This is a genomic window from Kitasatospora sp. YST-16, assembly GCF_026802215.1.
Taxonomy (GTDB): domain Bacteria; phylum Actinomycetota; class Actinomycetes; order Streptomycetales; family Streptomycetaceae; genus Kitasatospora; species Kitasatospora cineracea.
The window spans coordinates 279,426-305,026 of sequence record NZ_CP113837.1 but is presented as its reverse complement, the minus strand read 5'-3'; the positions used below and the strand labels follow the sequence as shown (position 1 = coordinate 305,026).

28 protein-coding genes are annotated in these 25,601 nt (G+C 75.7%); 14 read left to right on the top strand and 14 right to left on the bottom strand.

Features of this window, described 5'->3' with window-relative positions; all coding sequences use genetic code 11:
- Window positions 1-18: 18 nt before the first annotated feature.
- Window positions 19-1,860: a glutamine--fructose-6-phosphate transaminase (isomerizing) gene (gene glmS / locus OU787_RS01435; protein WP_030460783.1), complete on the top strand. Its 1,842-nt coding sequence runs from the start codon at window positions 19-21 to the stop codon at window positions 1,858-1,860.
- Between the two features lie 13 nt (window positions 1,861-1,873).
- Here glmS and OU787_RS01430 read toward each other — a convergent pair whose 3' ends face one another.
- Window positions 1,874-2,086: a hypothetical protein gene (locus tag OU787_RS01430; RefSeq protein WP_268658238.1), complete on the bottom strand. Its 213-nt coding sequence runs from the start codon at window positions 2,084-2,086 to the stop codon at window positions 1,874-1,876.
- Window positions 2,087-2,218: 132 nt separating this feature from the next.
- Here OU787_RS01430 and OU787_RS01425 point away from each other — a divergent pair, with 132 nt between their 5' ends.
- Window positions 2,219-2,596, top strand: coding sequence for a PRC-barrel domain-containing protein (locus tag OU787_RS01425; protein WP_268658237.1), 378 nt, complete (start codon window positions 2,219-2,221; stop codon window positions 2,594-2,596).
- 169 nt (window positions 2,597-2,765) lie between these two features.
- Here OU787_RS01425 and OU787_RS01420 read toward each other — a convergent pair whose 3' ends face one another.
- Window positions 2,766-3,815 (bottom strand): site-specific integrase, encoded by a 1,050-nt coding sequence (locus OU787_RS01420; RefSeq protein WP_268658236.1) that lies wholly within the window; start codon window positions 3,813-3,815, stop codon window positions 2,766-2,768.
- 350 nt (window positions 3,816-4,165) lie between these two features.
- Here OU787_RS01420 and OU787_RS01415 point away from each other — a divergent pair, with 350 nt between their 5' ends.
- Entirely contained in the window at window positions 4,166-5,527 is a 1,362-nt protein-coding gene (locus OU787_RS01415) for an SGNH/GDSL hydrolase family protein (RefSeq protein WP_442788404.1), read from the top strand.
- Window positions 5,528-5,586: 59 nt separating this feature from the next.
- Here OU787_RS01415 and OU787_RS01410 read toward each other — a convergent pair whose 3' ends face one another.
- Entirely contained in the window at window positions 5,587-6,690 is a 1,104-nt protein-coding gene (locus tag OU787_RS01410; protein ID WP_030463722.1) for a calcium:proton antiporter, read from the bottom strand.
- 227 nt (window positions 6,691-6,917) lie between these two features.
- Here OU787_RS01410 and OU787_RS01405 point away from each other — a divergent pair, with 227 nt between their 5' ends.
- Window positions 6,918-7,625, top strand: a complete 708-nt coding sequence (locus OU787_RS01405; protein ID WP_268658235.1) for a polysaccharide deacetylase family protein — start codon at window positions 6,918-6,920, stop codon at window positions 7,623-7,625.
- A gap of 75 nt (window positions 7,626-7,700) precedes the next feature.
- On the opposite strand, the gene OU787_RS01400 is transcribed toward OU787_RS01405, so the two are convergent.
- Complete coding sequence (locus tag OU787_RS01400; protein WP_268658234.1) at window positions 7,701-8,975, bottom strand: MFS transporter; 1,275 nt, start codon at window positions 8,973-8,975, stop codon at window positions 7,701-7,703.
- Between the two features lie 86 nt (window positions 8,976-9,061).
- Between OU787_RS01400 and OU787_RS01395 the strand changes: the two genes are divergently transcribed.
- Window positions 9,062-9,961, top strand: a complete 900-nt coding sequence (locus OU787_RS01395) for a winged helix-turn-helix transcriptional regulator (RefSeq protein WP_268658233.1) — start codon at window positions 9,062-9,064, stop codon at window positions 9,959-9,961.
- On the opposite strand, the gene OU787_RS01390 is transcribed toward OU787_RS01395, so the two are convergent.
- Together OU787_RS01390 and OU787_RS01385 are read right to left on the bottom strand one after the other, a co-directional pair.
- A complete protein-coding gene (locus OU787_RS01390) occupies window positions 9,883-10,524 on the bottom strand; it encodes a DUF6629 family protein (RefSeq protein ID WP_268658232.1) in 642 nt (213 codons plus the stop codon). The two genes, OU787_RS01395 and OU787_RS01390, sit on opposite strands and share 79 nt — an antisense overlap.
- A gap of 27 nt (window positions 10,525-10,551) precedes the next feature.
- On the bottom strand, window positions 10,552-10,941 hold the full coding sequence (locus tag OU787_RS01385; protein ID WP_030463727.1) for a VOC family protein: 390 nt from the start codon (window positions 10,939-10,941) through the stop codon (window positions 10,552-10,554).
- A 71-nt stretch (window positions 10,942-11,012) separates the two neighbouring features.
- Between OU787_RS01385 and OU787_RS01380 the strand changes: the two genes are divergently transcribed.
- From OU787_RS01380 to OU787_RS01365, 4 genes are all read left to right on the top strand, one after another.
- Window positions 11,013-11,462, top strand: coding sequence for a MarR family winged helix-turn-helix transcriptional regulator (locus OU787_RS01380; protein WP_030463728.1), 450 nt, complete (start codon window positions 11,013-11,015; stop codon window positions 11,460-11,462).
- A gap of 176 nt (window positions 11,463-11,638) precedes the next feature.
- Entirely contained in the window at window positions 11,639-12,295 is a 657-nt protein-coding gene (locus tag OU787_RS01375; protein ID WP_268658231.1) for an NADPH-dependent F420 reductase, read from the top strand.
- Between the two features lie 50 nt (window positions 12,296-12,345).
- Window positions 12,346-13,095, top strand: a complete 750-nt coding sequence (locus OU787_RS01370) for a PIG-L deacetylase family protein (protein ID WP_268658230.1) — start codon at window positions 12,346-12,348, stop codon at window positions 13,093-13,095.
- 120 nt (window positions 13,096-13,215) lie between these two features.
- Complete coding sequence (locus OU787_RS01365) at window positions 13,216-13,683, top strand: MarR family transcriptional regulator (RefSeq protein WP_268658229.1); 468 nt, start codon at window positions 13,216-13,218, stop codon at window positions 13,681-13,683.
- Window positions 13,684-13,686: 3 nt separating this feature from the next.
- Here OU787_RS01365 and OU787_RS01360 read toward each other — a convergent pair whose 3' ends face one another.
- The 3 genes from OU787_RS01360 to OU787_RS01350 all read right to left on the bottom strand — a co-directional run bounded on the left by OU787_RS01360 (window position 13,687) and on the right by OU787_RS01350 (window position 15,504).
- Window positions 13,687-14,418, bottom strand: a complete 732-nt coding sequence (locus OU787_RS01360; RefSeq protein ID WP_268658228.1) for a DedA family protein — start codon at window positions 14,416-14,418, stop codon at window positions 13,687-13,689.
- A gap of 42 nt (window positions 14,419-14,460) precedes the next feature.
- Complete coding sequence (locus tag OU787_RS01355) at window positions 14,461-14,661, bottom strand: DUF1918 domain-containing protein (protein WP_268658227.1); 201 nt, start codon at window positions 14,659-14,661, stop codon at window positions 14,461-14,463.
- A gap of 171 nt (window positions 14,662-14,832) precedes the next feature.
- Window positions 14,833-15,504: a TetR/AcrR family transcriptional regulator gene (locus tag OU787_RS01350; RefSeq protein WP_268658226.1), complete on the bottom strand. Its 672-nt coding sequence runs from the start codon at window positions 15,502-15,504 to the stop codon at window positions 14,833-14,835.
- A 71-nt stretch (window positions 15,505-15,575) separates the two neighbouring features.
- Between OU787_RS01350 and OU787_RS01345 the strand changes: the two genes are divergently transcribed.
- On the top strand, window positions 15,576-16,436 hold the full coding sequence (locus tag OU787_RS01345; RefSeq protein WP_327059345.1) for an adenosylcobinamide amidohydrolase: 861 nt from the start codon (window positions 15,576-15,578) through the stop codon (window positions 16,434-16,436).
- Between the two features lie 46 nt (window positions 16,437-16,482).
- Here the strand turns inward: OU787_RS01345 and OU787_RS01340 are convergent, their stop codons facing one another.
- A complete protein-coding gene (locus tag OU787_RS01340) occupies window positions 16,483-16,689 on the bottom strand; it encodes a DUF6011 domain-containing protein (protein WP_030463736.1) in 207 nt (68 codons plus the stop codon).
- Between the two features lie 338 nt (window positions 16,690-17,027).
- Between OU787_RS01340 and asnB the strand changes: the two genes are divergently transcribed.
- The gene (gene asnB / locus OU787_RS01335; protein ID WP_268658225.1) at window positions 17,028-18,881 is read left to right on the top strand and encodes an asparagine synthase (glutamine-hydrolyzing); all 1,854 of its coding nucleotides are present in this window, start codon (window positions 17,028-17,030) and stop codon (window positions 18,879-18,881) included.
- Window positions 18,882-18,956: 75 nt separating this feature from the next.
- Here the strand turns inward: asnB and OU787_RS01330 are convergent, their stop codons facing one another.
- Window positions 18,957-19,403, bottom strand: a complete 447-nt coding sequence (locus OU787_RS01330; protein ID WP_268658224.1) for a DUF6299 family protein — start codon at window positions 19,401-19,403, stop codon at window positions 18,957-18,959.
- A 226-nt stretch (window positions 19,404-19,629) separates the two neighbouring features.
- Here OU787_RS01330 and OU787_RS01325 point away from each other — a divergent pair, with 226 nt between their 5' ends.
- Window positions 19,630-20,247 carry a response regulator transcription factor gene (locus OU787_RS01325; protein WP_268658223.1) on the top strand — a complete coding sequence of 206 codons (618 nt, stop codon included), beginning with the start codon at window positions 19,630-19,632 and terminating at the stop codon, window positions 20,245-20,247.
- Between the two features lie 74 nt (window positions 20,248-20,321).
- Here OU787_RS01325 and OU787_RS01320 read toward each other — a convergent pair whose 3' ends face one another.
- Together OU787_RS01320 and OU787_RS01315 are read right to left on the bottom strand one after the other, a co-directional pair.
- Window positions 20,322-21,332 carry a sensor histidine kinase gene (locus OU787_RS01320; protein WP_268658222.1) on the bottom strand — a complete coding sequence of 337 codons (1,011 nt, stop codon included), beginning with the start codon at window positions 21,330-21,332 and terminating at the stop codon, window positions 20,322-20,324.
- The gene (locus OU787_RS01315; RefSeq protein ID WP_268658221.1) at window positions 21,272-22,018 is read right to left on the bottom strand and encodes a hypothetical protein; all 747 of its coding nucleotides are present in this window, start codon (window positions 22,016-22,018) and stop codon (window positions 21,272-21,274) included. Before OU787_RS01315 ends, OU787_RS01320 begins: the two co-directional genes overlap by 61 nt.
- 150 nt (window positions 22,019-22,168) lie before the next feature.
- Here OU787_RS01315 and OU787_RS01310 point away from each other — a divergent pair, with 150 nt between their 5' ends.
- The gene (locus OU787_RS01310) at window positions 22,169-24,118 is read left to right on the top strand and encodes a serine hydrolase domain-containing protein (RefSeq protein ID WP_268658220.1); all 1,950 of its coding nucleotides are present in this window, start codon (window positions 22,169-22,171) and stop codon (window positions 24,116-24,118) included.
- Between the two features lie 34 nt (window positions 24,119-24,152).
- On the opposite strand, the gene OU787_RS01305 is transcribed toward OU787_RS01310, so the two are convergent.
- Window positions 24,153-24,908 carry a beta-glucanase gene (locus OU787_RS01305; protein ID WP_268658219.1) on the bottom strand — a complete coding sequence of 252 codons (756 nt, stop codon included), beginning with the start codon at window positions 24,906-24,908 and terminating at the stop codon, window positions 24,153-24,155.
- 133 nt (window positions 24,909-25,041) lie between these two features.
- Here OU787_RS01305 and OU787_RS01300 point away from each other — a divergent pair, with 133 nt between their 5' ends.
- On the top strand, window positions 25,042-25,512 hold the full coding sequence (locus tag OU787_RS01300) for a hypothetical protein (RefSeq protein ID WP_268658218.1): 471 nt from the start codon (window positions 25,042-25,044) through the stop codon (window positions 25,510-25,512).
- Window positions 25,513-25,601: the final 89 nt, after the last annotated feature.

Genomic DNA, 25,601 nt, shown 5'->3' with positions numbered 1-25,601 from the left:
CTGACAGGAGCCCACGTCATGTGCGGAATCGTGGCCTACATCGGCCCCAAGGACGCGTCCCCCATCCTGCTGGAGGGGCTCCAGCGGCTGGAGTACCGGGGCTACGACTCGGCGGGCGTCGCGGTGGTCGCCCCCGCGACCAAGTCCGCCCCGGCCAGGCTGCGGGTCTGCAAGACCAAGGGCCGGGTCGCCGACCTGGCCGCCGCGCTGCCCGCCCGCTTCAAGGGCTCCGTCGGCATCGGCCACACCCGCTGGGCCACCCACGGCGTCCCCTCCGACGCCAACGCCCACCCGCACACCGACAACGAGGGCCGGATCGCCGTCGTCCACAACGGCATCATCGAGAACGCCGACGAGCTGCGCGCCAAGCTCGCCGCCGACGGCGCGCTCTTCCGCTCCGAGACCGACACCGAGGTCCTCGCCCACCTGGTCGCCGCCCACCGCGCCGAGGGCGGCGAACTGGAGGACGCGGTGCGCGCCGCCCTCAAGCTGGTCGTCGGCACCTACGGCATCGCGGTGCTGGACGCCGAGCAGCCCGACCGGATCGTGGTGGCCCGCAACGGCAGCCCGATCGTGCTCGGCATCGGCGAGAAGGAGATGTTCGCCGCCTCCGACGTCTCCGCCCTGGTCCGCTACACCCGGCAGGTCGTCCACCTGGAGGACGGCGAGCTCGCCACCGTCCGCGCCGACGGCTTCCGCACCTTCACCGAGGACGCCCGCACCGTCACCCGGCAGCCCTCCACCGTGGACTGGGAGGTCGGCTCCTACGACACCGGCGGCTACGCGCACTACCTGCTCAAGGAGATCCACGAGCAGCCCGGCGCCGTCGAGCGCACCCTCTCCGGCCGGCTCGACGAGCGCTTCGCCACCGCGCACCTCGGCGGCCTCAACCTGGACGCCCGGGAGCTGCGCGAGATCCGCCGGGTGAAGATCCTCGGCTGCGGATCCGCCTACTACGCGGGCGAGATGGGCGCCCAGCTGATCGAGGAGCTGGCCCGGATCCCCGCCCACTCCGAGCCCGCCTCCGAGTTCCGCTACCGCAACCCCGTCATCGAGGCCGACACCCTGTACGTCGCGGTCAGCCAGTCCGGCGAGACCTACGACACGCTGGCCGCCGTCCAGGAGGTCAAGCGCAAGGGCGGCCGGGTCCTCGGCGTGGTCAACACCGTCGGCTCGGCGATCGCCCGCGAGTGCGACGGCGGCATCTACCTGCACGCCGGCCCGGAGATCTCGGTCGCCTCCACCAAGGCGTTCACCTCCACCGTGGTCGCCTTCGCGCTGCTCGCCCTGCACTTCGGCCGCATCCACGACCTCTCGCCCGCCGACGGGCGCCGGATCGTCGCCGGGCTCAAGGCGCTGCCCGACCAGATCCGCGAGGTGCTCGGGCAGCAGGCCGAGATCGAGAAGCTGGCCGCCGCGTACGCCGACAGCCAGGGCATGATGTTCATCGGCCGGGTCCGCGGCTACCCCGTGGCCCGGGAGGGCGCGCAGAAGCTCAAGGAGATCTCCTACGTCCACGCCGAGGCGTACCCGGCCAGCGAGCTCAAGCACGGCCCGCTCGCGCTGATCTCCCCCGAGCTGCCGACCGTCGCCCTCGTCCCCGACGACGAACTGCTCGACAAGAACCTCACCGCGCTCGGCGAGATCAAGGCCCGCGAGGGCCGGGTGCTGGCCGTCGCCCACCGCCAGGTCGAGGCCAAGCTCGCCGACCACTGCCTGGTCGTCCCCAAGAGCGAGCCCGAACTCGACCCGCTGCTGCTCAACATCCCGCTCCAACTCCTCGCCTACCACGCCGCGGTGGCCCTCGGCCGGGACGTCGACAAGCCGCGCAACCTGGCCAAGAGCGTCACCGTCGAGTAGCCCCCGGCCCCGGCTACCGCTGCCCGGCCGCCCACCGCGCGAGGGCGGCGCGGGCCGCCCCGGCGAGCTGCGCGGTGAAGTCCGCGGCGCAGAAGGCGTACCAGGAGATGGCCTCCGGCCCGGTGCCGCCCAGGTCCGCGAGGTCCGCGGGCGTGGAGCCTTCGCAGTCCCCGCCCCGGCCCTCCAGCAGCTCCGGCCAGGCCGCCCTCGTCGTCGTGTCGCTCATGCGATGCCCTCCGGCGCCGACGGATTTCCGGACGCCGGGCCCCGGCATGGACCGCCCGCCACCGGGCAACCGCCCCGAGCGGCCGGGACGGAACGCCCGCCCCGCCGGGGCCGCCCGAACGGAGGGACGAGCATGAGCGAGCAGCGCCACGACGTCGACCTGTGGACCTACCGGGACGCGTCCGGGCACCGGGTGGGGGCCGACCTGGTCGGGTTCCACGTGGAGGCCGAGGACGGGCCGATCGGCAAGGTGGACCGGATGGCCGAGGACTTCGGGCCGCAGTACCTGGTGGTCGACACCGCCCCGTGGATCTTCCACCACCGGGTCCTGCTGCCCGCCGTGACGGTCCGTGAGGTCGACCTGGAACGGCGCACCGTCCGGGTCGACCGCACCAAGGAGGAGATCGGCGCCGCCCCGCCGCTGGTGCGGGCCGAACAGCACACCGACCTCGACCTGCGGGCCGAACTCGCCCTCTACTACGGCCCGTTCTACGGCGGCCGACTGCCCTGAGCGGCCCGCTCCACCACGGCTGGACCTCCTGCGGGCCGGGGGCCACGGCGGCTGCGCGGCTGGCTCCCGGGCTGTCCGAGCCGACCTACCTCGGCCAGCTACGGGCACGCTCCTCGCGTTCGAGGGCCGGCCGCTGTGGCACACGGCCCTCGACGACTTCGCCGATCGGTCATCGTGGTTGCGTCCGATGGCCGGGTTCCCTCCGGCCCGCAGGGCTCGACTCCCAGGGCCGTGAGGTGTCCGGAGGGGAGGGGAGCGCGCTGTTTCGAGTCGGCAGGCTGGCGGTGGGGTCGTCGGGCCGGGGCTGGACGGCGCGGCGGAGGGGTTCCATGCGGCGGGGGAGGGGGTGCCAGCCGGGTTGGCCGGCCATGTCGGTGTTGAGGTCGTGGACGGCGCGGGCGTAGGCGCGGGCGAGGCCGCGGAAGTGGAGGGGGAGGCCGGGGCGGGGGTGGCCGCTGGGGGCGATGCTGACCCAGAGGGCGTCGGTGGTCCGGTTGTCGGGGCCGGGGGGCTTGGTGGGGTCGCGGAGGGTGAGGCGTTCGCGGGCGGTGAGCCAATTGCGCAGGGCGGCGCGGGTAGTGGGGGAGAGGGGGACGGTCTCGGTGGCGGGCGGGGTACGGGGGTCGCGGTGCTGGGGGAGGCGGGTGAGGCGGAGGGTGCCGCGGTGCAGGTCGACGTCGTCGGTGCGCAGGGCGCAGAGTTCGCCGGCGCGGCAGCCGGTGTCCAGGACGGTGGCGACGACGGCGAGGATGCGGGTGCGGGCGTCGTCCTGGCCGGGGCGGGTGGCGTGTTCCAGGTGGGCGAGGAGGATGCCGCGCGGGCGGGCGGCGACCACCTCCCGGAGCGTGACGGCGGGCCGGTCGCGGTCGGGGAGGGCGAGGGGGATGCCCGCCCGGCTGGCGAGGATGCGCAGGCAGTTCTCCCGCACGTGCATGGACGCGGGTGAGGCGCGGTCGGGTCGGGCGGCGGGTCTGCGGCGCAGCAGGCCCTGTCCGGCGGCGGTGAGGTAGGCGTCGAGGGTGTCCGGGGCGAGGAGCGCGGCCAGGGAGCCGGCGGCGGTCGGCGGGAGCGCGCCGCGTTCCAGGGCGGTGCGCAACTCCCCGGCGACCCAGCGCAGTTGCTTCGCGCGGGAGGCACCGGTGGGCGGTTCGCAGGCGCGGTCGGCCACGGCGTCCAGGGCCGCGAGGGAGGGTGCCGCTGCCGCCGGGGTGTCCGCCATGGAGGTCACCCTAGCGCCGGGAGCGGGAGGGTCTCCGGGAGCGGGTTCCGACACCTCGCATTAAGAGGTAAATATTAATAACTGGCCTGGAGCGCGCTGTCCGTGCAGGGTCGGCGGCGTGGTGGCTGCTTTCTCCGCCCTCTCCCGTCTCGGTGGTGGCCGTCCTTCGGCAGTCGATGGCCGGGCGCTTCGAAAGATTCGAGAATTTTTCCGAACCGAAAGGGCTCGATCTCCCCCGAACTCGGCTACGCTACCGCCCGTCCACTTAGCAAGTAACGGCCCGTCAGGCTTCGAAACTTTTCGATCGGGGTGCCATGACCGGGCCGGACAGGATCGGGAGAGGGCCGTACGTGAAAACAACCGCACTGCGCCGATGGACGACGACCACGGCGGCCGTGGTCGCCACCGTGGCCCTCACCGTGACGGCCGCCGCGTTCGGCGGGTCCCTGGCCGGCCGCGCCGGAAGCGGGTCGCGCGCCGGTGCGCAACCCGCCGCCGCGGCGGACGCGGCGGGCCGCGGGCACGAGCACTGGGTCGACACCTGGACCTCGATGCCGCAGCTGACCGAGCCGGGCAACATGCCGCCGGCCCCGTACACGCAGGACGGCGCGGTGTTCGCCGACACCACGCTGCGGCAGACCGTGCACGTCACGCTCGGCGGCCGCTCCCTGCGGCTGCACGTCTCCAACGCGTTCGGCGGCGCCGCGCTGCCGGTGACGGCCGTGTCCGTGGCCCGCCCGGACGGCGGCCGGTCGGGTGCGCGGGCGATCGTGCCCGGGAGCGCGCGGGCGGTGACCTTCGGCGGGCGGCCCGGGGTCACCGTGCCGGTCGGCGCGCAGATGGTCGCCGACCCGCTGGACTTCCCGGTCGCCGCGGGGGAGACCCTGACCGTCACGATGTACCTGGCCGCCGGCCAGCAGTCGACGGCCATCACCTCGCACCCCGGCTCGCGCACCACCTCGTACATGCTGCGCGGCGACCACCTCGACGACGCCGACCTGGACGGCGCGGCCCAGGTCAACCACTGGTACTTCCTGAGCGCCGTCGAGGTGCAGGCACCGGCCGCCGACCGGGCGACCGTCGTCCTGGGCGACTCCCTGGCGGACGGCCGCGGCTCCACCGACAACGGCGACGACCGCTGGCCCGACCGGCTGCGGGCCCGGCTGGCCCAGCACGGCGACACCGCGGGCACCGCGGTGCTCAACCAGGCCGCGGGCGGCAACCGGGTCCTCAACGACGGGCTCGGCCCCAACGCCCTGTCCCGCCTGGACCGCGACGTGTTCGCGCAGCCCGGCGTCACCTCGCTCGTCGTCTCCGAGGGCGTCAACGACCTCGGCACCGCCGACGCCACCCCGGCGGCCCAGCAGGCCGTCACCGCGGACCTGATCGACGCGTACCGGCAGATCGTGCTGCGCGCCCACGCCCAGGGCATCTCCGTCCACGGCGCCACCCTCACCCCCTTCGGCGGCAGCCAGTACGACGACGCCGCGGGGCTGCGCGAGGCGTCGCGCCAGGCGGTCAACGCCTGGATCCGCACCAGCGGGGAGTTCGACGCGGTGCTGGACTTCGACCGCGCCGCCCGCGACCCGCAGGCCCCCCGCCGGCTCCGCCCCGACCTGGACGTCGGCGACCACCTGCACTTCAACCCGGCCGGCTACCAGGCCCTCGCCGACTCCGTCCCGCTGCGCCTCTTCGGCCCCGGGGCCCGCTGACCCGCCGGCCGGGCACCGGACCGCGACCCGGGAGGGCGGCGCGGGCCGCTCCTCCCGGGTCAGGGGCTGACCGCGAGGACCAGGTAGGCGCCGAGGATCGCCAGGTGGACGCCGCCCTGCAGCGGGGTGGCGCGCTTGGGGATGACGGTGAGGGTGCCGACCGCGACGGTCAGCGCCAGCAGGATCATGTGGTTGGCGCCGAGGCCGAGTTCGAGCGGGCCGGAGAGCCAGCTGGAGGCGATCGCCACCGCCGGGATGGTCAGGCCGATCGAGGCCAGCGCCGAGCCGAGGGCCAGGTTGAGGCTGATCTGGACCCGGTTGCGGACCGCGGCCCGGACCGCGGCGATCGACTCGGGGAGCAGGACCAGCAGCGCGATCACCACGCCGACCACCGCGTTGGGCAGGTCGGCGGCGGCGACGCCGCGCTCGATGGTGGGGGAGACGCCCTTGGCCAGGCCGACCACCGAGACCAGGGCGACGGAGAGCAGGGCGACGCTGACCAGGGTCTCCCTCATGGTCGGCGGTTCGGAGTGGTCGTCCATCGGGTCGACCAGCTCGCCCGCCGGGGTGACCGGCAGGAAGTAGTCGCGGTGACGGACCGTCAGGGTGGAGACGAACAGGCCGTAGATGACGATCGAGGCGGTCGCGGCGAACACCAGCTGGGTGGTGGAGAACTGCGGGCCGGGCTGCGAGGTGGTGAAGGTCGGCAGCACCAGGCTGAGGGTGGCCAGGGTGGCGATCGCGCCGAACGCCGCGCCGGTGCCCTCCGCGTTGAACACCGCGACGCGGTACTTCAACGCGCCCACCAGGATGGACAGTCCGAGGATCCCGTTGCAGGTGATCATGACGGCCGCGAACACGGTGTCCCGGGCCAGGCCGGCGCTCTTGTCGCCGCCGTCGGCCATCAGCGTCACGATCAGCGCCACCTCGATGATGGTGACGGCCACCGCCAGCACCAGCGAGCCGTACGGCTCGCCGACCCGGTGGGCGATCAGCTCCGCGTGGTGCACGGCCGCCACCACCGACACCGCCAGGAAGCACGCCACCAGCGCCACCACCGGCCAGGGCAGGTCGCGGTGCCAGGTCGCCAGGAGCAGCAGGAACGCCAGCACCGGGGCGACGGTCGTCCACTGCAGGTAGTGCGGTCGCGGGGAGGAAGCCATACGGCCGAGCTTCGCAGATGGCACCGGCCGCGCCGGGAAGTGACACTCGTGGCGGTGGGCACGATGGACGGCGAGGAGCTGCGGCGATGGTCGGACGGCGGACGGTACTGGCGGCGGCGCTCGGGCTGACGGCGGCGGCCTGCGCCGCACCCGCGGCGCAGCGGACCCCTGACGTACCGTCAGCGTCGCCGGCACCTGACGCACCGTCGTCCCCGTCGCCGTCGCCCGTGCGGCCGCCCGCGCAGCCCGACCGGGAGCAGGTGCTGGCCCGCTACGCCGGGCGGGTGCCGCAGCAGTGGGGGACCGACCTGCCGGGGGTGGTGGCCACCGTCCCGGGCGGGGCGCTGGCGCTGACCTTCGACGCGTGCGGCGGGCCGGGCGGGGACGGCTACGACGCGGCGCTGATCGGCACGCTGCGCCGCCTCGCGGTGCCCGCCACGCTGTTCCTGAACGCCCGCTGGGTGGACGCCAACCCGGGGCCGTTCGCCGAACTGGCCGCCGACCCGCTGTTCGAACTGGGCAACCACGGCACCGCGCACCGCCCGCTGTCGGTGACCGGCCGTTCGGCGTACGGCATCACCGGGACGGCGGACCCGGCGGCCGCGTACGAGGAGGTGGCGGGCAATCGGGCGAAGCTGACCGCCCTGCTGGGGCGGGCGCCGGGCTGGTTCCGGTCGGGGACGGCGCACTACGACGAGGTCGCGGTGGCCCTGGTGGGGGAGTTGGGCGAGCGGGTGGCCGGGTTCGCGGTGAACGGCGACGGCGGGGCGACGTTCACCCCCGGGCAGGTCGCGGCGACGGTGGCCGCCGCGCCGCCCGGCTCGATCGTGATCAGCCACTTCAACCACCCGGACGCGGGCACCGGCGCGGGCTACGCGCAGGTGCTGCCGCGACTGGTGGACGCCGGGCGGCACTTCGTCCGGTTGTCCGGCTGACGGCTGTGCGGCTGACGGCTGTGCGGCTGACGGCTGTGCGCTTGGCGGCCGTCCGGCCGGGGAGCGCGGCAACTCTCAGGCGATGTCGGTCAGTTCGCGGGCGCCGCGCAGCCTGGAGGAGAGCAGGAGGACGGGGGAGAGCACGGTCAGCGCGCAGGCCAGGGCGAGGGCGGTGCGGGCGCCCCAGAGCGAGACGGCGCTGCCCGCGGCCAGGGCGCCGACCGGGATGGCGCCCCAGGAGACGAACCGGACGGTGGCCATCACCCGGGGCAGCAGGGCGGCCGGGACGGTGGTCTGCCGGTAGGTGCGGGTCAGGATGCTGAGCACCACCACGGAGGCGCCGAACCCGGCGTTGCCGAGCGCGAACAGCAGCAGGCCGGGGCCGCCGGGGGCGAGCGGCATCAGCGGGGCGGCCGCGACGCCGAACAGCGAGCCGTACACCAGGGTGCGGGCGGTGCCGAAGCGGGCGGCCAGCCGGGGGGTGAGCGCCGCGCCGAGCAGGCTGCCGGCGCCCTCGGCGGCCATCAGCACGCCGACCAGGCCGGCCGGGGCGTGCAGGGTGCGGACCAGGAACAGCGGGACGACGGCCATCAGCGCGCCGCAGACGAAGTTGACGCAGGTCGCCTCGGCCAGGCACGGGCCGACCACCGGGTGCCGGGTCGCGTAGCGCCAGCCCTCGCGGATCTGGGCGCCGAAGGACGGGCGTGCGGCGCCCGGTGCGGGGCGCTCGGCGGCGGCCCGGGGCAGCGTGCGCAGCAGCGCCGCCGAGCACAGGAAGCTCACCGCGTCGGTGACCAGCGCCGTTGCGGCGCCCAGCAGTTGGACCAGCAGGCCGCCGAGCGAGGGCCCGGCGAGCTGGTTCGCGGCGTGGGTGGCGGAGGTGAGGCTGTTGCGGGCGGTCAGCTGCTCGGGCGGCACCACGGCGGGCAGGAAGGTGGAGTTCCCGACGTCGAAGACCACGCCGGCGAAGCTGACCAGCAGGGCCGCCGCCACCAGGTGCGGCAGGCCGAGCACGCCGAGCGCGGCGGCCAGCGGGACGGAGGCGATCGCGGCGGCGCGCAGCAGGTCCATGGCGATCTGGGTGCCGCGCAGCGGCAGGCGCTGCACCAGGACGCCGGCCGGCAGGCCGATCACCAGCCAGGCCACGTACCCGGCGGCGGTGACCAGGCCGACCTGGAAGCCGCCGGCGTGCAGCACCGAGACGGCGGTCAGCGGGAGGGCGATCGCGGTGACGGCGTCGCCGAGGCCGCTGACGGTGGTGGCCGTCCAGTAGCGCCAGAACGCGGCGGCCGCCCCGGCGGCGGGGGCCCGCAGCGGGCGGTCGGTGCTGGTGGGACTGGACGTGCTCATGTGGCGTTCCCCCTGGTGGCAGGCAGTGAGTTCCCTTTGGGAACTCACTATAGGTGATGCGGGGGCGACAGTGGCAAGGTGGTTCCATGCGCTACACCGACGTCGGCGACACCGACTGCTCCATCGCCCAGGCGCTGTCCGTGGTCGGCGACTGGTGGACCCTGCTGCTGGTGCGCGACCTCGCGGGCGGCACCCACCAGTTCGACGCCCTGCACGAGTCGCTCGGCATCAGCCGCAAGGTGCTCACCGCCCGGCTGCGCGCCCTGGTCGAGGACGGCGTGGTCGAGAAGCGCCTCTACCACGCCCACCCGCCGCGCTACGCCTACCACTTGACCGACAGGGGCTGGGCGCTGTTGCCGGTGCTGGTCGCCCTCCAGGACTGGGGCGGCCGCCACCTGCTCGGCGACGGCACCCTCACCGCCACCGCCGGGCCGGACTCCGCCGAGAGCCGCCGGGTGCACGCCCTGGTCGGCGCCCGCGTCCCCGAACTCGCCCTGCCCGCCGCATCGGAGAGCGCCCGCCCGCCGCTGACCGACCCGGTCGGCCGCACCCCCTGGACGGTGCTGTACTGCTTCCCCGGCGCCTACGCCCCCGGCACCCAGGGCTACCCGCCCGGCTGGGACGACATCCCCGGCACCGTCGGCTGCACCCTGGAGTCCTGCACCTACCGCGACCGGCTGGCCGAGTTCACCGCGCGCGGCGCCACCGTGCACGGCGTCTCCACCCAGCGCCCCGACCAGCAGGCCGCGTTCGCCGCCCACCAGAACATCCCGTTCCCGCTGCTCTCCGACGCCGCCCTGCGGCTGACCGGCGCCCTGCGGCTGCCCACCTTCCGGGCCGGCGGCGCCGACCGGCTCAAACGGCTCACCCTGCTGGTCGACGCCGCCCGCACCGTGCGCGCGGTGCTCTACCCGGTGCCCGACCCGGGCGGCTCGGTGGGCGAAGTGCTGGCGCTGCTCGACGAGTTGACGGCCGCCCAGCGGTAGAGCAGCACCGAGGCGAGCGCGGCCAGCGCGCACCAGGTGGAGACGAACGCCAGCCGCCACAGCAGCGCGCAGGCCAGTGCGCCCAGCCCGGCGACCCACCCCAGCAGCCGCAGGCGCCGGCCGCCCGAGCCCAGCAGCGCGCCCAGCACCGCCGCCAGGTACCCGGCCAGCAGCAGGCCGGGCGCCGGGACGCCGACCGCGTACCCCAGGGTGTGGCCGTGCACGTGCGCCGCCACCGGGTGCCGGACCAGCGCGAGCGCCAACGGGACCGCCACCGCCGCGCCCAGCAGGGTGCACCACGCCGCGCTCCGGCGGCGGGTCGCGCACCACACCGCCGCCGGGACGTACAGCGGCAGCAGCGGCAGCGCGACCACCGCCCACACCGTCCGGGCCCACGCCCAGCCCGCCCACACACCCGCCTCCACCAGCCGGTGCGCGCCCAGCAGCAGCGGCAGCGCGGCCAGCGGCAGCCGCCGGGTCGCCCCGGCGCGCACCGCCGCGGCGGCGCCGACCGCCGCCACGGCAGCCCCGGCGACCAGGTCGGCCTGCGCGCTCCAGCACATCCGGCCAGCGTACGAGCGGACGGGCCGTCAGTACGACTGGAACTCGAGCAGCCGGCCCTCCGGGTCGCGCAGGTGGGCGGTGCGCATCGTCGGGCCCCACTCCGGCCGGTCCGCGGGCGGCCGCACCGCCGTGCCCCCGGACCGCACGGCCAGCGCGTACGCGGCGTCCACGTCCGCGACCCGGCAGACGAACGCGTCGCCCCGGGGCGCGGCCGGCTCCTCGCCCAGGGCGGCCGCCATCGCGGCCCGGTCGAACAGCACCAGCAGCGCCTGGTCGCCGACGTCCCAGTGCGCGTACGGGCCCTGCGCGGAACCCTGGACGCGGTGGGCACCGAGCAGCGGCGGCAGCACGGCGTCGTAGAAGGCGAAGCAGGCCGGGAAGTCGGCGACCAGCAGGCGGGGGTGCAGCGCGTCCACGGGATCCCTCCGGGGGTTCTCGACAATCGTGGGTGTTCACCCACTATAGGGGTGAACCTATGATTACCTCCATGGCCACCCCCGACCGGACCCCGCCCTCGCTGCTCGACCTGACCACCTACCTGCTCTCCCGCACCGGCAAGGACGCCCGCACCCGGCTCGCCGACCGCCTCGCCGCCGACGGCCTGCGCCTGTACCACCACGCCGCCCTCGCCGCCCTCGCCGACCTCGGCCCGCACACCCAGCGCGAACTCGCCACCCGCCTGCGCCTGGACCCCAGCGACCTCGCCAAGGCCGCCGACCTGCTCGCCGCCCGCGGCTGGATCGACCGCACCCGCGACCCCGCCGACCGCCGCCGCCTCACCCTCACCCTCACCGCCGCCGGCCGCACCCGCCTCGCCGCGCTGCACGCCGAGGCCCGCACCGTCCAGGACGCCGTCCTCGCCCCCCTCGACCCCGCCGAACGCGCCACCCTGCACGCCCTGCTGCTGCGCCTGCACACCGCCGCCGCCCCGGAGTAGCGTGGAAGGACGGCCGTCCCTGGCGCAGCCCGGCCCGCGCAGCCCGGCCCGCGCGGCACGGCAGCGGCGGGCCGCGGAACTGATCACCCGTCAAGGCCGCCTCTTGTAGGGTGCGTTCGGGTCGGCCGGGCACCCGGCGACCCATCGACGAACCGACACGGGGACGGAGCACACGGATGCGGATCGGAATCATCGGCACCGGAACGGTCGGACGGACCCTGGGCGGCAGACTGGTCGCCCTCGGCCACGAGGTCACCCTCGGCTCGCGCACCAAGGGCAACGCCGCCGCCGAGGACTGGGCGGCCCGCACCGGCCCGCTCGCCCACCCGGGGACGTTCGCCGAGGCCGCCGCCTTCGGCGACCTCGTCATCAACGCCACCGGCGGCACCGTCGCCCTCGCCGCGGTCGAACTCGCTGGCCCGGAGAACCTGGCCGGCAAGACCCTGCTGGACGTCTCCAACCCGCTGGTGTTCGCCCCGGACGGCACCGTCACCCTCGACCCGGTCAACGACGACAGCATCGGCGAACGCCTCCAGCGCGCCCTGCCCGACACCAAGGTCGTCAAGGCGCTCAACACCGTCAACTGCGAGGTCATGGTCGACCCCGGCCGCGTCCCCGGCGAGCACCAGCTGTTCGTCGCGGGCGAGGACGCCGGCGCCAAGGCCCAGGTCACCGCGCTGCTCGGCGAGTTCGGCTGGCCCGCCGACGCCGTCCTCGACCTCGGCGGGATCGACGCCGCCCGCGGCCTGGAGATGCTGATGCCGTTCTGGCTGCGCCTGATGCGCCACTACGGCCACGCCGACTTCAACTACGCCATCCGCACCGCGCGCTGAACCCCGCGCACCGCCCCGGGGCGGGGCCCGGACCAACGAGAGGCAGCACCATGAGCGACACCACCCACCAGGCCCCGCCCCCCTACCAGCCGCTCGACGAGGACTGGGACACCGCCCTCGCCGTCGTCGCCCACCCCGACGACATGGAGTACGGCGCCGCGGCCGCCGTCGCCCGCTGGACCGGGCAGGGCAAGCGGATCAGCTACCTGATGGTCACCAGCGGCGAAGCCGGCATCGACGGCATGGACCCCGAGCAGTGCCGCCCCGTCCGGGAGCGCGAACAGGTCGAATCGGCCCGGCTCGTCGGCGTCGAGACCGTCGAGTTCCTCGGCTACCCCGACGGCGTCCTCGAGTACGGGCTGCCGCTGCGCCGCGACCTGGCCCGGGCGATCCGCCGCCACCGACCGGACGTCGTGATCACCACCAACTTCCGCGACACCTACGGCGGCGTCTTCCCCAACCAGGCCGACCACATCGCCGTCGGCCGGGCCACCCTCGACGCGGTGCGCGACGCGGGCAACCGCTGGGTCTTCCGCGAACTCACCGCCGAGGGCCACCAGCCCTGGAACGGCGTCCGCCAGCTCTGGGCGGCCGGCTCCCCCGACGGGCGGCACGCCGCCGACACCACCGACACCTTCGCCGCCGGCGTCGCCTCGCTGGAGGCCCACCGCGCCTACCTGGACGGCCTCGGCGGCGACATGGCCAACGCCGCCGAGTTCCTGGAGGGCATGAGCCGCGAGGCCGGCTCCCGGCTCGGCACCCGGTTCGCCGCCGCCTTCGAGGTGATCGCCTTCCGCTGACCCGCCCCGGCGGCCCGCCCCGGACGGCCTCGACCTCAAACGGCCTTGACCTCAAGCGGACTTGAGCTTCTACGGTGATCGGGTTCCGTCACGCAGGAGAGGCACGAGAGGGAGGGACGCATGGGCGTCGAGCTCAAGGAGTACTCGCCGCAGGAACTGGCCGCGCAGCCCGTCGGCGCGTGGACCGGCACGGCCTGCCGGCTGGTGGTCGGGGCGATCCGCGAACAGCTGGCGGTGGAGGACCTCACCCAGCCGCACTGGTGGACGCTCAACCACGCCGCCGGGAGCCCGGGCCGGTGGACCCGGGCCGCCCTGGCCGAACGGCTGGCGCCGTGGGACGACCTCGGGACCGACTTCGACCGGGTCTTCGACGACCTCGCCGCCCGCGGCTGGCTGACCGAGGACGCCGCCGGCGGCCTGGCGCTGACCGAGGAGGGCGAGGCCGGGCGCCTCCGGGCCAGGGAGCGCAACCTGCGGGTGCACCGGCGGGTGCACGAGGGCGTCGACCCGGAGGACTTCGTGACCACCATCAACGTCCTGCGCCGGATGGTCGCCAACCTGGGCGGCGACGGGAACCTGCCCACCTGATCCTCAGGACCGACCGCTGCCGTTGTTGTCGTTGTCGTTGTCGTTGTCGTTGTCGTTGTCGGCGGGGGCGCCGTCGCCGTTCTGGTGCGGGATCCGGCCGGCGGCGGCGTCCCGGGGCGGCCGGTGGCGGCGGCGCAGCCAGGTGCGGACGAGCAGGAGCAGGGCCAGGGCCGCCAGGACGGCGAACAGCAGGACCTGGTAGCGGACGGCCTGGCGGTAGAGGGTGTCGATGTTGCTGCCCGCGAAGTAGCCGACCGCCGTCCAGACGCCCGCCCACAGCGCCGCGCCCAGCACGTTGGCGGGCATGAAGCGGCGCCAGGGCATCTCGGTGGTGCCCGCGATCAGGCCGTTGGTCTGGCGCAGGCCGTCGACGAAGCGGGCCCCGGTGACCACCAGCGCGCCGCGGCGGCGGAAGAAGGACTCGGCGCGCTCCATCCGCTCCGGGGTGAGCCGGACGTACCGGCCCCAGCGGTGCACGACGGCCAGGCCGCCGGTGCGGCCCAGCACGTACGCGAGGGTGTCGCCCGCGACCGCCGCCAGCACGGCGACCAGCAGCAGCACCGGCAGGGACAGCTGCCCCGCGCCCGCGTACACCGCGGCCAGCACCAGGATGGTCTGGCCCGGCACCGGGACCACGCAGTTGTCGAGGAACACCAGCACCCCGACCGCGAGGTAGCCGTAGTGGTCGAGCAGCGGGGCGAGGTGGGCCAGCGGGCCGGGCAGGGGCGGCGACAAGGTCGGGATCTCCTCCCACCGGGCCCGGCGGGGGCCCTGGGGTCAGCGCTGCTCCTCGCCGGAACGGTGCTCGACGAGGCAGTCGGGGCCGGGGTAGACGAGGCCGGCGTGGCCGTCCTCGAAGCGGACCAGGTACGGCGGTTCGCCGTCGGTGCCGCGCACCTCGACGATCTCACCCTTGCGGTCGGTCATGCCGACCGACCTGCTGAACATGTGGACGCGGTCTCCCACGGTGGCTTGCATCGGACACTCCCGCCGGCGGGTCGGACAGGGACTTTCGGGCTCCCTTCCACTGTGCGGCGGGCACCCGGACGGCGCAATGGCGGGGTGTTCAAGCAGGCCGGCGGGGTGCTCGGCAGGCCGGCGGGGTGCTCACGCGGGCTGGCGGGGTGCTCACGCGGGCTGGCGGGGTGCTCAGCTGGCCGGCGGGGTCTGGGCGAGGTAGCTGCACACCAGCCGCTTGCACTCGGCGATCAGCGCCGGGTCGCCCGCCGGGTCGGCCCGGAACGCCAGCTTCAGCACCGCGTCCGCGCACTCCATCGCCACCCGCAGGGCCAGCGCGTACCCGGGCGCCGCGAACAGCTCGCCGCCGATCGTGCGCAGCCGGACCGCGACCGCCGCGTTGTTGTCCAGCTCGGCGTCCAGCAGGTGCAGGTCGTCGACCTCGGCGGGGACGGTGTCGACCAGGCCGAAGTCCAGGTGGCCGAAGCCCGGCACGTCGCGCTTCATCGCCACGAACTCGTCCACCGCGTGGTCGGTGAAGGACGCCAGGTCGGGCGGGCCGGCGGCCGCCACCCGGCGGGCCAGGCCGTCCAGGAAGCGGGCCAGGTTGCGTTCGGCGAGGGCCGCCAGCAGGCCCTCCTTGCCGGCGAAGAACTGGTACAGGGTGCCGATCGGCACCTCCGCGCGCAGCGCCACCTCCTTGGTGGTCAGCCCCGCCGACCCGCTCTCGTCCAGCAGCCCCGCGCAAGCGTCCAGCAGCCGCTCGTACCGCTCCTGGCTGCGCTGCTGCACCGGCCGGCGGCGGGCCCCGGCCGCCGGGGCGCGGGGGGCACGGGCGGTGGACGCGGAGGGCTGCGGGGTCATGGCGCCACTCTGCCGCATCCGGTCGGGGCGGGGCGAATTCCGACCGTTCCGGTGTGGTTGGGTGTCGGATCATGAACGAGGAGCGGGCGGTGGAACGGGTGGCGGCGCGGGCGGTGACGGTCCAGCGGGCCGGGCGGATCGAGGACGGGGCGTGCCGGCACCTGCTGGTGTGGCGGGCCGGACCGGGCTGGCGGATGGCCGGCTCCGGTGTCCTCGGCGGCGGGCTGGGCGAGCGGCACTGGGTCCTCAACGCGCAGGTCCGGGCCGGGTACGGGCGCCTCGACCCGGCCGAGCACCTGGCCGAACTCGCCGCCGCGCAGGGTCTGTCCGGGCCCGGGACGGGCCTGATGACGGCCGCCGAGGTCGACGCCTGCACCTGGGCCGAGGACGGCGGCGCCACCGCGCTGGCCACCACCGGCATCGGCGTCCCCACCTGGGCCGCCGCGCCCGAGGCCGCCGCCGGGGCTGCCGGGGCCGCCGGGGCCGGGTACGTGCCCGGCACCATCAACATCCTGGCCGTCGTCCCCGCGCCGGTCTCCGACGCCGGGCTGCTCAACCTGCTCACCACCGCCACCGAGGCCAAGGTCCAGGCCCTGCTGGAGGCCGGCTACGACTGCTCCGGCACCCCCTCCGACGCGGTCTGCGTCGCCGTCCGCACCGCCGGGCCGGGCGAGCCGGCCGAACCCTTCGGCGGCCCCCGCTCGTTGTGGGGCGCCCGGCTGGCCCGCGCCGTCCACCGCGCCGTGCTGGCCGGGGCCCGCGCCGACCGGGAGCGCCGCGCGGAGTGGGACGGCCCGCCGACCCACCCGGCCACGCTGCCGGGCTGCGGCTGCGAGGACGTCCTGGCGGGGGCGCCGAGCCCGGTGCCGTCGGGTCGGGGGCCGTCGGGGCAGGGGCCGGGGGCGGTGGTCCGGGCGCGGGGCGCGGGCTGACGGTGGGTGCTGACGGCGGGTGCTGACGGTGGGGGCTGACGACCAGTCAGGTGCCGGGGAGCTGCTCCTGGTCGATGACGTAGACCAGGGTGCGCTCGGGGGCGTCGGCGCAGTGCCGGCCGAGCTTCTCCCAGCGGGACTCGGGGCTGCGCAGCGGGCGGTGGCAGCGGCGGCAGCGGACCACGGGGGCCGGGCGGCGTTCGACGGCCGTGCCGGGGAGCGGGGGTTCGGTGCTGCCGCGCTGATCTTTCACCGGACCAGTTCACCACCGGGCGGCGGCGGACGCGAGAGGGGGGTGCGCCCGGGGCGGGCGCGGCGGGCCCGGGCGGGGTGCGGGTTCGGGCCAGATGCGGGGGTGGGCGAAGGGAGTTGAGGTGCCGTCAGGAGGCGGGCGGCACGGGCGGGGGACGAGCGGCGCAGGTGGGCGGTGGTGGTCCGGGTGGCCCGAAGTGAATGCACATGACCAACACTTGGTTGTCGAATGCACCCATCGGGCCTAGCGTCGGGGCGCCGGTGCGGTCGTACGGGAACGACCTCGCCCCCGCCGGGGCGGTGCGGCACCGGCCTGTTCGAGGAAGGGCCACCCCTCGCATGTGCGGGATCACCGGATGGGTCTCGTTCGACCGGGACCTGAGCACCGAGCACGCCACCCTCGCCGCGATGACCGCCACCATGGCCTGCCGCGGACCGGACGCCGCGGGCGTCTGGCTCGGCACCCACGTCGGCCTCGGCCACCGCCGGCTCGCCGTCATCGACCTCGACGGCGGCCGCCAGCCGATGACCGCCGAGCACGACGGGCGCACCGTGCTGGTCACCACCTACAGCGGCGAGATCTACAACTACCGGGAGCTGCGCGCCGAGTTGAAGGCCCGCGGCCACGCCTTCCGGACCGCGAGCGACACCGAGGTCGCGCTGCACGCCTACCTGGAGTGGGGCGAGGCGTTCACCGAGCACCTCAACGGCATGTACGCCTTCGCGCTGTGGGACCCGCGCAGCGAGGAGCTGCTGCTGGTGCGCGACCGGATGGGCATCAAGCCGCTCTACTACTGGCCCACCCCCGACGGCGTCCTGTTCGGCTCCGAGCCCAAGGCGATCCTCGCCCACCCCGAGGTCCGCGCCGTGGTCGACGCCGAGGGCCTGGCCGAAGTGCTCTCCTTCACCAAGACCCCCGGCCACGCCGTCTACCGCGGCATGCGCGAACTCAAGCCCGGCCACACCCTGCGGGTGCGCCGCGAGGGCCTGGCCGAACGCCGGTACTGGGCGCTCGAATCGCACGAGCACACCGACGACCTGCCGACCACCATCGCCACCGTCCGGGAACTCCTCGACGACATCGTGGCCCGCCAGCTGATCGCCGACGTCCCGCTGTGCACCCTGCTCTCCGGCGGCCTCGACTCCTCGGTGATCACCGCGCTCGCCGCGCAGGGCCTGGCCGCCGCCGGACAGGGGCCGGTCCGCTCGTTCGCCGTCGACTTCACCGGCCAGGCCGAGAACTTCGTCCCCGACGAACTGCGCGCCACCCTGGACGGCCCCTACGCGCACGCCCTGGCCGAACACGTCGGCTCCGCGCACCGCGACATCGTGCTCGACACCGCCGACCTGATGGAGCGCCGCCACCGCGAGGCCGTGCTCACCGCCCGCGACCTGCCGCTCGGCCTCGGCGAGGGCGACACCTCGCTGTACCTGCTGTTCAAGGCGATCCGCGAGCAGTCCACCGTCGCGCTGTCCGGCGAGTCCGCCGACGAGGTGTTCGGCGGCTACCTGTGGTTCCACGACCCGGCCGCCGTCGCCCACGACGGCTTCCCCTGGATGTACACCTTCGCCAGGGGCTTCGGCGGCGGCGCCGCCACCCTCAACCCGCAGTCGCTGCTCGCCCCCGGCCTGCTCGCCAAGCTCGACCTGCCCGGCTACCGGGACGCCCGCTACCGCGAAGCCCTCGCCGACGTGCCCCGGCTGGCCGGCGAGAGCGCCCACGAGCGCCGGATGCGGGAGATCAGCCACCTGCACCTGACCCGGTTCGTCCAGATCCTGCTGGACCGCAAGGACCGCGCTTCGATGGCCGTCGGCCTGGAGGTCCGCGTCCCGTTCTGCGACCACCGCCTCGTCCAGTACGTCTTCAACACCCCCTGGGCGATGAAGAGCTTCGACGGCCGGGAGAAGTCGCTGCTGCGCGCCGCCGCCCGCGACGTGCTCCCCGACGCGGTCGCCCAGCGCGTCAAGAGCCCCTACCCCTCCACCCAGGACCCGCGCTACGCCGAGGCGCTCCGCGCCGAACTGCGCGAACTGCTGGCCGACCGGGACGCCCCCGGCCGCGACCTGCTCGACCTGGCCGCCGCGACGGCCGCCGTCGCCGACGCCCCCGGCCGGGACCTGCGCAACGCGGGCGAGGTGGTGCTGCTGCTGGACGGCTGGCTGCGGCGCTACCAGGTCACGCTGGAGCTGTAGGGCGCCGGCCCGCGGCCGGGCGAGGGCGGCCCGGCCGCGGGTCGGCGGTGCGTCAGTTCGCGGGCCGGCGGTGAGTCAGCTCGCGGGGGCCTGCAGGTAGACGGTCCGGGTGTCGCTCGCGATCTTGGTGACCTGGATGATGACCGGGTAGGTGCCGTTCCGCATCCAGGCCACGCCGGCGCCGACCTCGACCGGACCGACGGTGTAGAGCTGCTCCCGGGCGGGCCGCCTCCGGTCGGCGAAGGTGTGCTCGGCGCCGTCGCAGGTGGCGCCCTGGTACATGCCGAGCGTGCCGGAGAGGACGCCCACCCCGGTGGGGAGCGGCGAGCACCGGTAGGTGCCCGAGACGGTCACGAACCCGTTGGCGTCGACGGTGCCGGTGGAGTCGAGGGTCACCGTCGCGGTGACGGTGGCGGGGGTCGTCCCCGTGGTGGCGGCCTGGGCCGGTGCGGCGGCCCAGGGTGCGGAGAGCAGCGTGACGGACGCGGCGGTGGACAGTGCGGCGGCAGCAGAGCGTCGCAAGGAACTTCTCCTCAGCAGGGGAATCGGCCCAGTTTGGTCTAGACCTGTTGTCGGAACCGTACCGGCTGCTCCACCGGGGGAGCTGTCGCACCGTCAGGAACTGCCCAGGGCAAGGGAGATGCTGCCTGATCGGGCATCCACGGCCCGGCGGGAGGGCGCGGAGGTGCAGGAGCGAGGGCGGGGGCCTCCTATCCTGGGGGCTTGCGGACCGAAGGGGGCGGGACACGTGGTGAGAGTGCTGTTGGCCGAGGACATGCACCTGGTGCGCGGCGCGCTGCGGGCGCTGCTCGCCGAGGCCGGGGACATCGAGGTGGTGGCCGAGACCGGGCACGGCGACCAGGTGGTGCCCACCGCGCTGGCGCACCGGCCCGACGTGGCGGTGCTGGACATCGACCTGCCCGGGGCCGACGGGATCGTCGGCACCGCCGCGCTGCGCGAACGGCTGCCCGAGTGCCGGGTGCTGATCCTGACCGCCCACCGGCGGGTCGAGGTGCTGCGGGCCGCGCTGGCCGCCGGGGCGGCCGGGTTCATGCCCAAGGACGCCCCGCCGGACCGGCTGGCCGACGCCGTCCGCCTGGTCGCGGCCGGGGAGAGCGCCGTCGACCCCGACCTGGCGGCCCGCGCCCTGACCGCCCCCGCCAGCCCGCTGACCGAGCGCGAGGCGCAAGTGCTGGGCCTGGCCGCGGAGGGCTGCGAGCCCCGCGAGATCGCCAAGCGGCTGCACCTCTCGGCCGGTACGGTGCGCAACTACCTCGCCGCCGCCCAGCTGAAACTCGACGCCCGCACCCGCCTGGACGCCGTCCGGATCGCTCGGGAGGCGGGTTGGTTGCCGCATCGGGGGTGAGGGCGGGTGGGGGCCGGCCTGCTGTCGGGTGGGGCTTCGTCAGGGTGGGGCTTCGTCGGGGTGGTGGCGGGGTGTCAGGGGGTGGTGGGGAGGGTCGTGGTGAGGAGCCAGCCGCCGTGGCCGTCCGGGGTGGAGGTGAGGGTGGCGCGGTGGGTGGTGGCGCGGGTGGTCAGGTTGGGGGTGCCGTGGCCGGGGGAGTGCGGGCCGGGGCGGGCGTGGTCGTTGGACAGGTGCAGGCCGTTCCGGTCCAGGACCAGGGTGCAGCGGGTGGCGCGGCTGTGCCGCAGGACGTTGGTGGTGCCCTCGCGGAGGACGGCGGCGAGCAGGGGGCGGTCGGCGGGCGGGACCTGCTCGGGGTCGCCGGTGCGGTCCAGGGCGATTCCGGCGGCGGTCAACAGGGCTTCGGCGGCGGCGAGTTCGGTGGACAGGTCGAGGACGGCCCCGTCCGCGGGGACGGCCCGCAGCTCGCCGAGGGTGCGTTCGGCGAGTGCGGCGGCCCGCTCCAGGTGCCCGGCGGACGGCTGCCGGACGGCGAGTTCGGCGCTCACCGCGACGGCGGTCAGGCCCGAGCCCAGCAGGTCGTGCACGTCCCGGGCGATCCGCCGCCGCTCCCGGGCCACGGCGAGTTCGGCCAGGGCCAGCCGGGCCTCCCGGACCCGCTGCACCATCGCGGTGAGCAGCGCCAGCCCGTAGCAGACCAGTGCGATGGTGACCACGTCGACCGCCGCCGCGCCGCTCACCGCGCCCGCCGCCAGGACCGCCGCGGCCAGCACCGGCCACCCGGCGGCGGGCGGCAGCAGCACCAGCGCCGACGCGGCGGCGAACGCCAGCAGTTGCGGGTGCGTTCCGTCCGGCCCGAACAGCACCGCCACCGCCACCGCGCACTGCAGCGCCCACGTCCAGCCGAACCCGGCCGGGCGGACGCCCGGCGGGCGGGGCAGCGAGTGCCGCACCTGCAGGCCCGTCACGGTGGCCAGCGCCGCCAGCGCGGCGGCCAGCGGGAGCGGGGCGAGGTGGCGCTCCGTCAGGTAGACCACGCCGACGGCCAGGTAGCCGGCGTGCACCGCCACCAGGACCGGCAGCACCGGCGCGGGCAGCGGGCCGTCCGGCGGGTCGGCGGCGGCCCGGGCTCCGGGGCCCGGCGGACCCCGGCCGCGGCCCGCCGTGCGGTGGCCGCCACCCCGGCGGCGTCGCCCGCGGCGGCCAGCCGCAGCACCGCCGCCAGCGGCACCCCGAGCGCCGCGTGCAGGTCGCGGGCCGCCCGCTGCCGTTCCGCGGCCACCCGCGCGGACGCCAACCGGCCCCGGGTGGCGTGCAGTTCGGCGTACCGGTGGAACAGCCGGGTCAGCGCGTACACCGTCAGCCCCTGGGCGAGCGCGTTGCCCGCGCCGTTCGCCGCCCCGTACGGGCTGTCCGCCGCGAGGACCGCGGCCCCCGCCACCACCAGGGCGAACAGCGCCCAGCGCACCGGGCGGCGGACCAGCAGCAGCACCGACGCCGCGGCGAACCCCGGCACGCCGGACCACGGGACGAGCAGCAACTGCGCGGCCAGCGTCCAGGCCCCGCGCAGCCGCGCCGTCCACGGCAGGCAGTGCACCGCCTGCACCCCGAGCGCCACCCACGCCACCGGGTGCGGCCACCACCCGCCGTCGGCGGGCGCCGCCATCCCGAACATCGCCCCCAGCAGCACCAGCGACAGCACCACCGGGCCGGGCAGGCCCTCGTCCGCGCCGCCGTCCTCTCCCCGGTCTCCCCTGTCTCCCCTGAACACGCAGGTCATTCTGCCGGGGCGCCCAGGGGCCGGGAGCGGTGGGCCCCGGCCCGGTGCGCGGGACCGGTGCGCAGGGTGATGTGCAGAATGCATGTCGACGGGTGCGCCACGCACTGCCGCCGGGGCCCGGGCGGGCCGAATGATCGAGGCATGAACGGTTCCCGCCCCGCCCTGTTCGGGCTCGCCCTCGCCCTCGCCGCCCTCCTCCCGCTCGCCGCCGCCCCGGTGGCGGGAGCGACCGAGGGGCCCACCGCCGGACCGGCCGATCTCGGCGGGCTGGTCGACCGCACCGTGGCGGAGCAGTTGCGGCGCGACCGGATCCCCGGCGCGGCCGTCGCCGTGGTCAGCGGGGAGCAGGTGCTGCTGCGCGGCTACGGCGTCGCCGACACCGGCGCGGGCACGCCGGTCGACCCGGAGCGGACCGGGTTCTACCTCGGCTCGCTGGCCAAGCTGTTCACCGCGCAGGCCGCCGCGCAGCTCGTGGCCGACGGGCGGATCGACCCGGCCGCCGACGTCAACCGCTACCTGCCGCCCGCCGACCGGATACCCGACAGCTACCCCGGCCGCCCCGTCACCACCGACCACCTGCTCACCCACACGTCCGGCTTCGACAGCGACCTGGTCGGCGTCAACTCGGCCACCCCGGACGGCATTCCGAGCCTCGCGCAGAGCCTCGCCGACCACCGTCCGGCCCGGGTCCGGCCGCCCGGGACGCTTGCCGCGTACGACAACTACGGCGCCGCGCTGGCCGGGCTGGCGGTCGAACGGGTCGCCGGGCGGCCGTACGCCGAACAGCTCCGGAGCGCCGTGCTCGAACCGCTCGGCATGGCCCGCACCTCCTTCGAGCAGCCGCACCCCGCCGCGATCGCCCCCGCCCGCGGCTACCGGCCGGACGGCGCCGACGGCTGGACCGAGGAGCACGGCCAGTACGGCCCGTGGACGCCCAGCGGCCCCGGCGGGATCACCACCGCCGCCGACATGGCCCGCTGGCTGCGCGACCAGCTCGCCCCCGGCCCGGCCGCCCGGCTGATGCAGACCACCCACTACCGGCAGGACCCCCGGCTGCCCGGCCTGGGCTGGGCCTACGAGGGCTGGACCAGGGACGGGTTCACCGGCTGGTTCAAGGACGGCGACCTGCCCGGCTTCCACGGTAACCTGCTGCTCCTGCCCGAACAGCACCTCGGCGTGTACGTGGTCTACAACGGCGACGGCACCGACGGCACGGCCGGCTGGGACGGCAAGCAGCTGATCCGGGCGATCGTCGACGCCCTTCCCGGCGGGCACCCGCCCGCGGACCGGGACGGGAGCGGGAGTGGGAGCGGGGATGTGGGCGGACGTGGGAACGGGGACGGGAACGGGGACGGTGGTCGGTACGCGGGGACGTACCTGGCCGCCCGGGTCAGCCGGGGCAGCATGATGCGCACCGAGGAACTGTTCGGCGCCGTCACCGTCACGGCGGAGGCCGCCGGGCTGCGCACCGAGGGGCTGGCCCTCGACCCCCGCAACCCCGTCCAGCACTGGCGGCCGCTCGGCGACGGCCAGTACCTGGAAAGCGGCGGGCAGGCCCGGATCGCCTTCCGGGACGGCGTGCTGAGCGCCTCCGACAACCCGTCCACCGGGTACCGCCGCCTGACCTGGCGTCAGCAGCCCGGCCCCCGGCTGGCGGTGCTCGGCGCGGCCCTCGCCGTCCTGCTCGCCGCGCTGGTCGCCGTCCCCGCCACCGCGCTCGTCCGCCGGCTGCGCCGCCGTCCCGCCCACCCGCTCCCGGCCCGGGCGGCCCGGGCCGCCGCCGCCCTCGCCGGGCTGCTCGCCGCCGGGTTCCTGGTCTCGCTGCTGGCCCTGGTCGCGGACGGCAACGCGATGATGGAGGCCGTCCCGCTCGGCACCCCGCTGGCGCTCGCCCCCACCTGGTGGGGCGCGGCCGTCCCGCCCGTCGCCCTGGCCGTCGCCGCCGGGGCCGTCGCGGGGTGGCTGCGCCACTGGTGGCGGTGGCCCGGCCGGCTCGCCATGACGGCGGTCGCCCTGGCCGGCGCGGTGCTCACCGGGTTCCTCGCCGACTACCACCTGATCGCCGGGCCGCTCGGCGCGCTGCTGGGCTGACGGCCGGGTGGCGGGACTGCTGCGGGTGGCGGGGTCACTGCGGGCGGCGGACGGTCAGGCCCTGGCAGCGCCAGGAGAGGCGGCCGGCGTTGGCGCGGGGGCGGCGGTGGCCCCACTGGCCGCCCGCGACGGAGAGGTTGACGATGATCCAGGCCCGCCAGTCCGGGCCGACGCCCTGCCCGTCGGAGTGCACCGCCCGGCCGTCCAGCTCCCAGTCGACCGAGTCGGTGCCGAACACGCAGGCCACGGTGAACCACTGGCCCGGCGTCACCAGGTCGTCCAGGTAGGCCGGGGTGCCGGGGCGGACGTGGTTGCTCAGCTCCAGCATCCGCGGGTGGTTGTCGTGGTACTCCAGCACGTCCACCTCCCCGTGGCCGGGCTGGGGCCGCCCCGGCGCGAGGTCCCGGCCCCAGGTCCAGATCCCGGGCCAGACGCCCTGGTCCGCCGTCACCAGGCAGCGGGCCTCCAGCCGGTCGCCGGGCCGCAGTTCGAAGCCGCCCGCAGTGCCCTCGGTGGTCACCAGCGGGGTGCGCCAGCTGAAGGTGCTCTCCCGCAGCGCGGTGAACACGTCCCCCTTCGGGCCGTAGCCGGGCACCAGGCGGTCGAGCTTGTTGTCACCGGTGTTCCGCCCGCCGGCCGGGTACGCGGAGGTGGTGCCGGCCGCCCACTGGGTGCGGTCCGCGAACGGAGCGTCGAACACCACGGGCGCCTGCGCCGGGTCGGGGCCCGGCTGCGGGGTGGTGGGCGGGGGGTCGGTGGGCTGCGGGCTGGGCGGGGGAGGGGTGGTCACGGGTTCACGCTCCGGTGGTGCGTCCGTCTGGGGCAACACGGGGCATTCCCGGCAAAAACCTTTCCGCACCCTGCTCCGACCGGCGCACAGGGGTGAGGCGGGGTGTCCGGATGCGCCTGTATTATTCGTCAGTATGACGATAACCATGGAGGACCTCCGGGCCGGAGTCGAACGGATCGCCGCCCGGCTCGACGGAGTGGAACGGCGCGACCTGGTCGGCTTCGCCGCCTCCTACGAACTGCGCCCCTACCTCGAAGTGCACGACGGGGTGGCGCACTGGATCCTCGGCGAGCGCAGCGACGTCCTCGACCGCCGCACCACCCGCGACCTGGACGAGGCGCTCTACTGGGCCGCCCGCGAGGCCACCCGCCCGCTCTCCTGGCGCCGTCAGGCCGCCCGGCATCACCTCCGCCCGCCCGGACGCGAGCCCGGACGCGAGCCCGGACATCCGGCCCGGATCGTCGCCCTGGCCGAACAGGCCGCGCTGCTCCGCGGCCTCGACCCCGCCTGGGGCCGGCGCTTCCTCGCCGAACTCCCCACCGAGCACCCCGGCGTCCCGGCCGCGGAGGTGGCGGCCTGCCTGGCCGACCGCCCGGCTGACTGACCGGCCGCTGTGTGTGTGTGGGGGGCGAGGTCAACGGCACCCGGGCCGAGATCCTGGAACGGGCCGAACTCGGCAAGGCCGGGCACGTG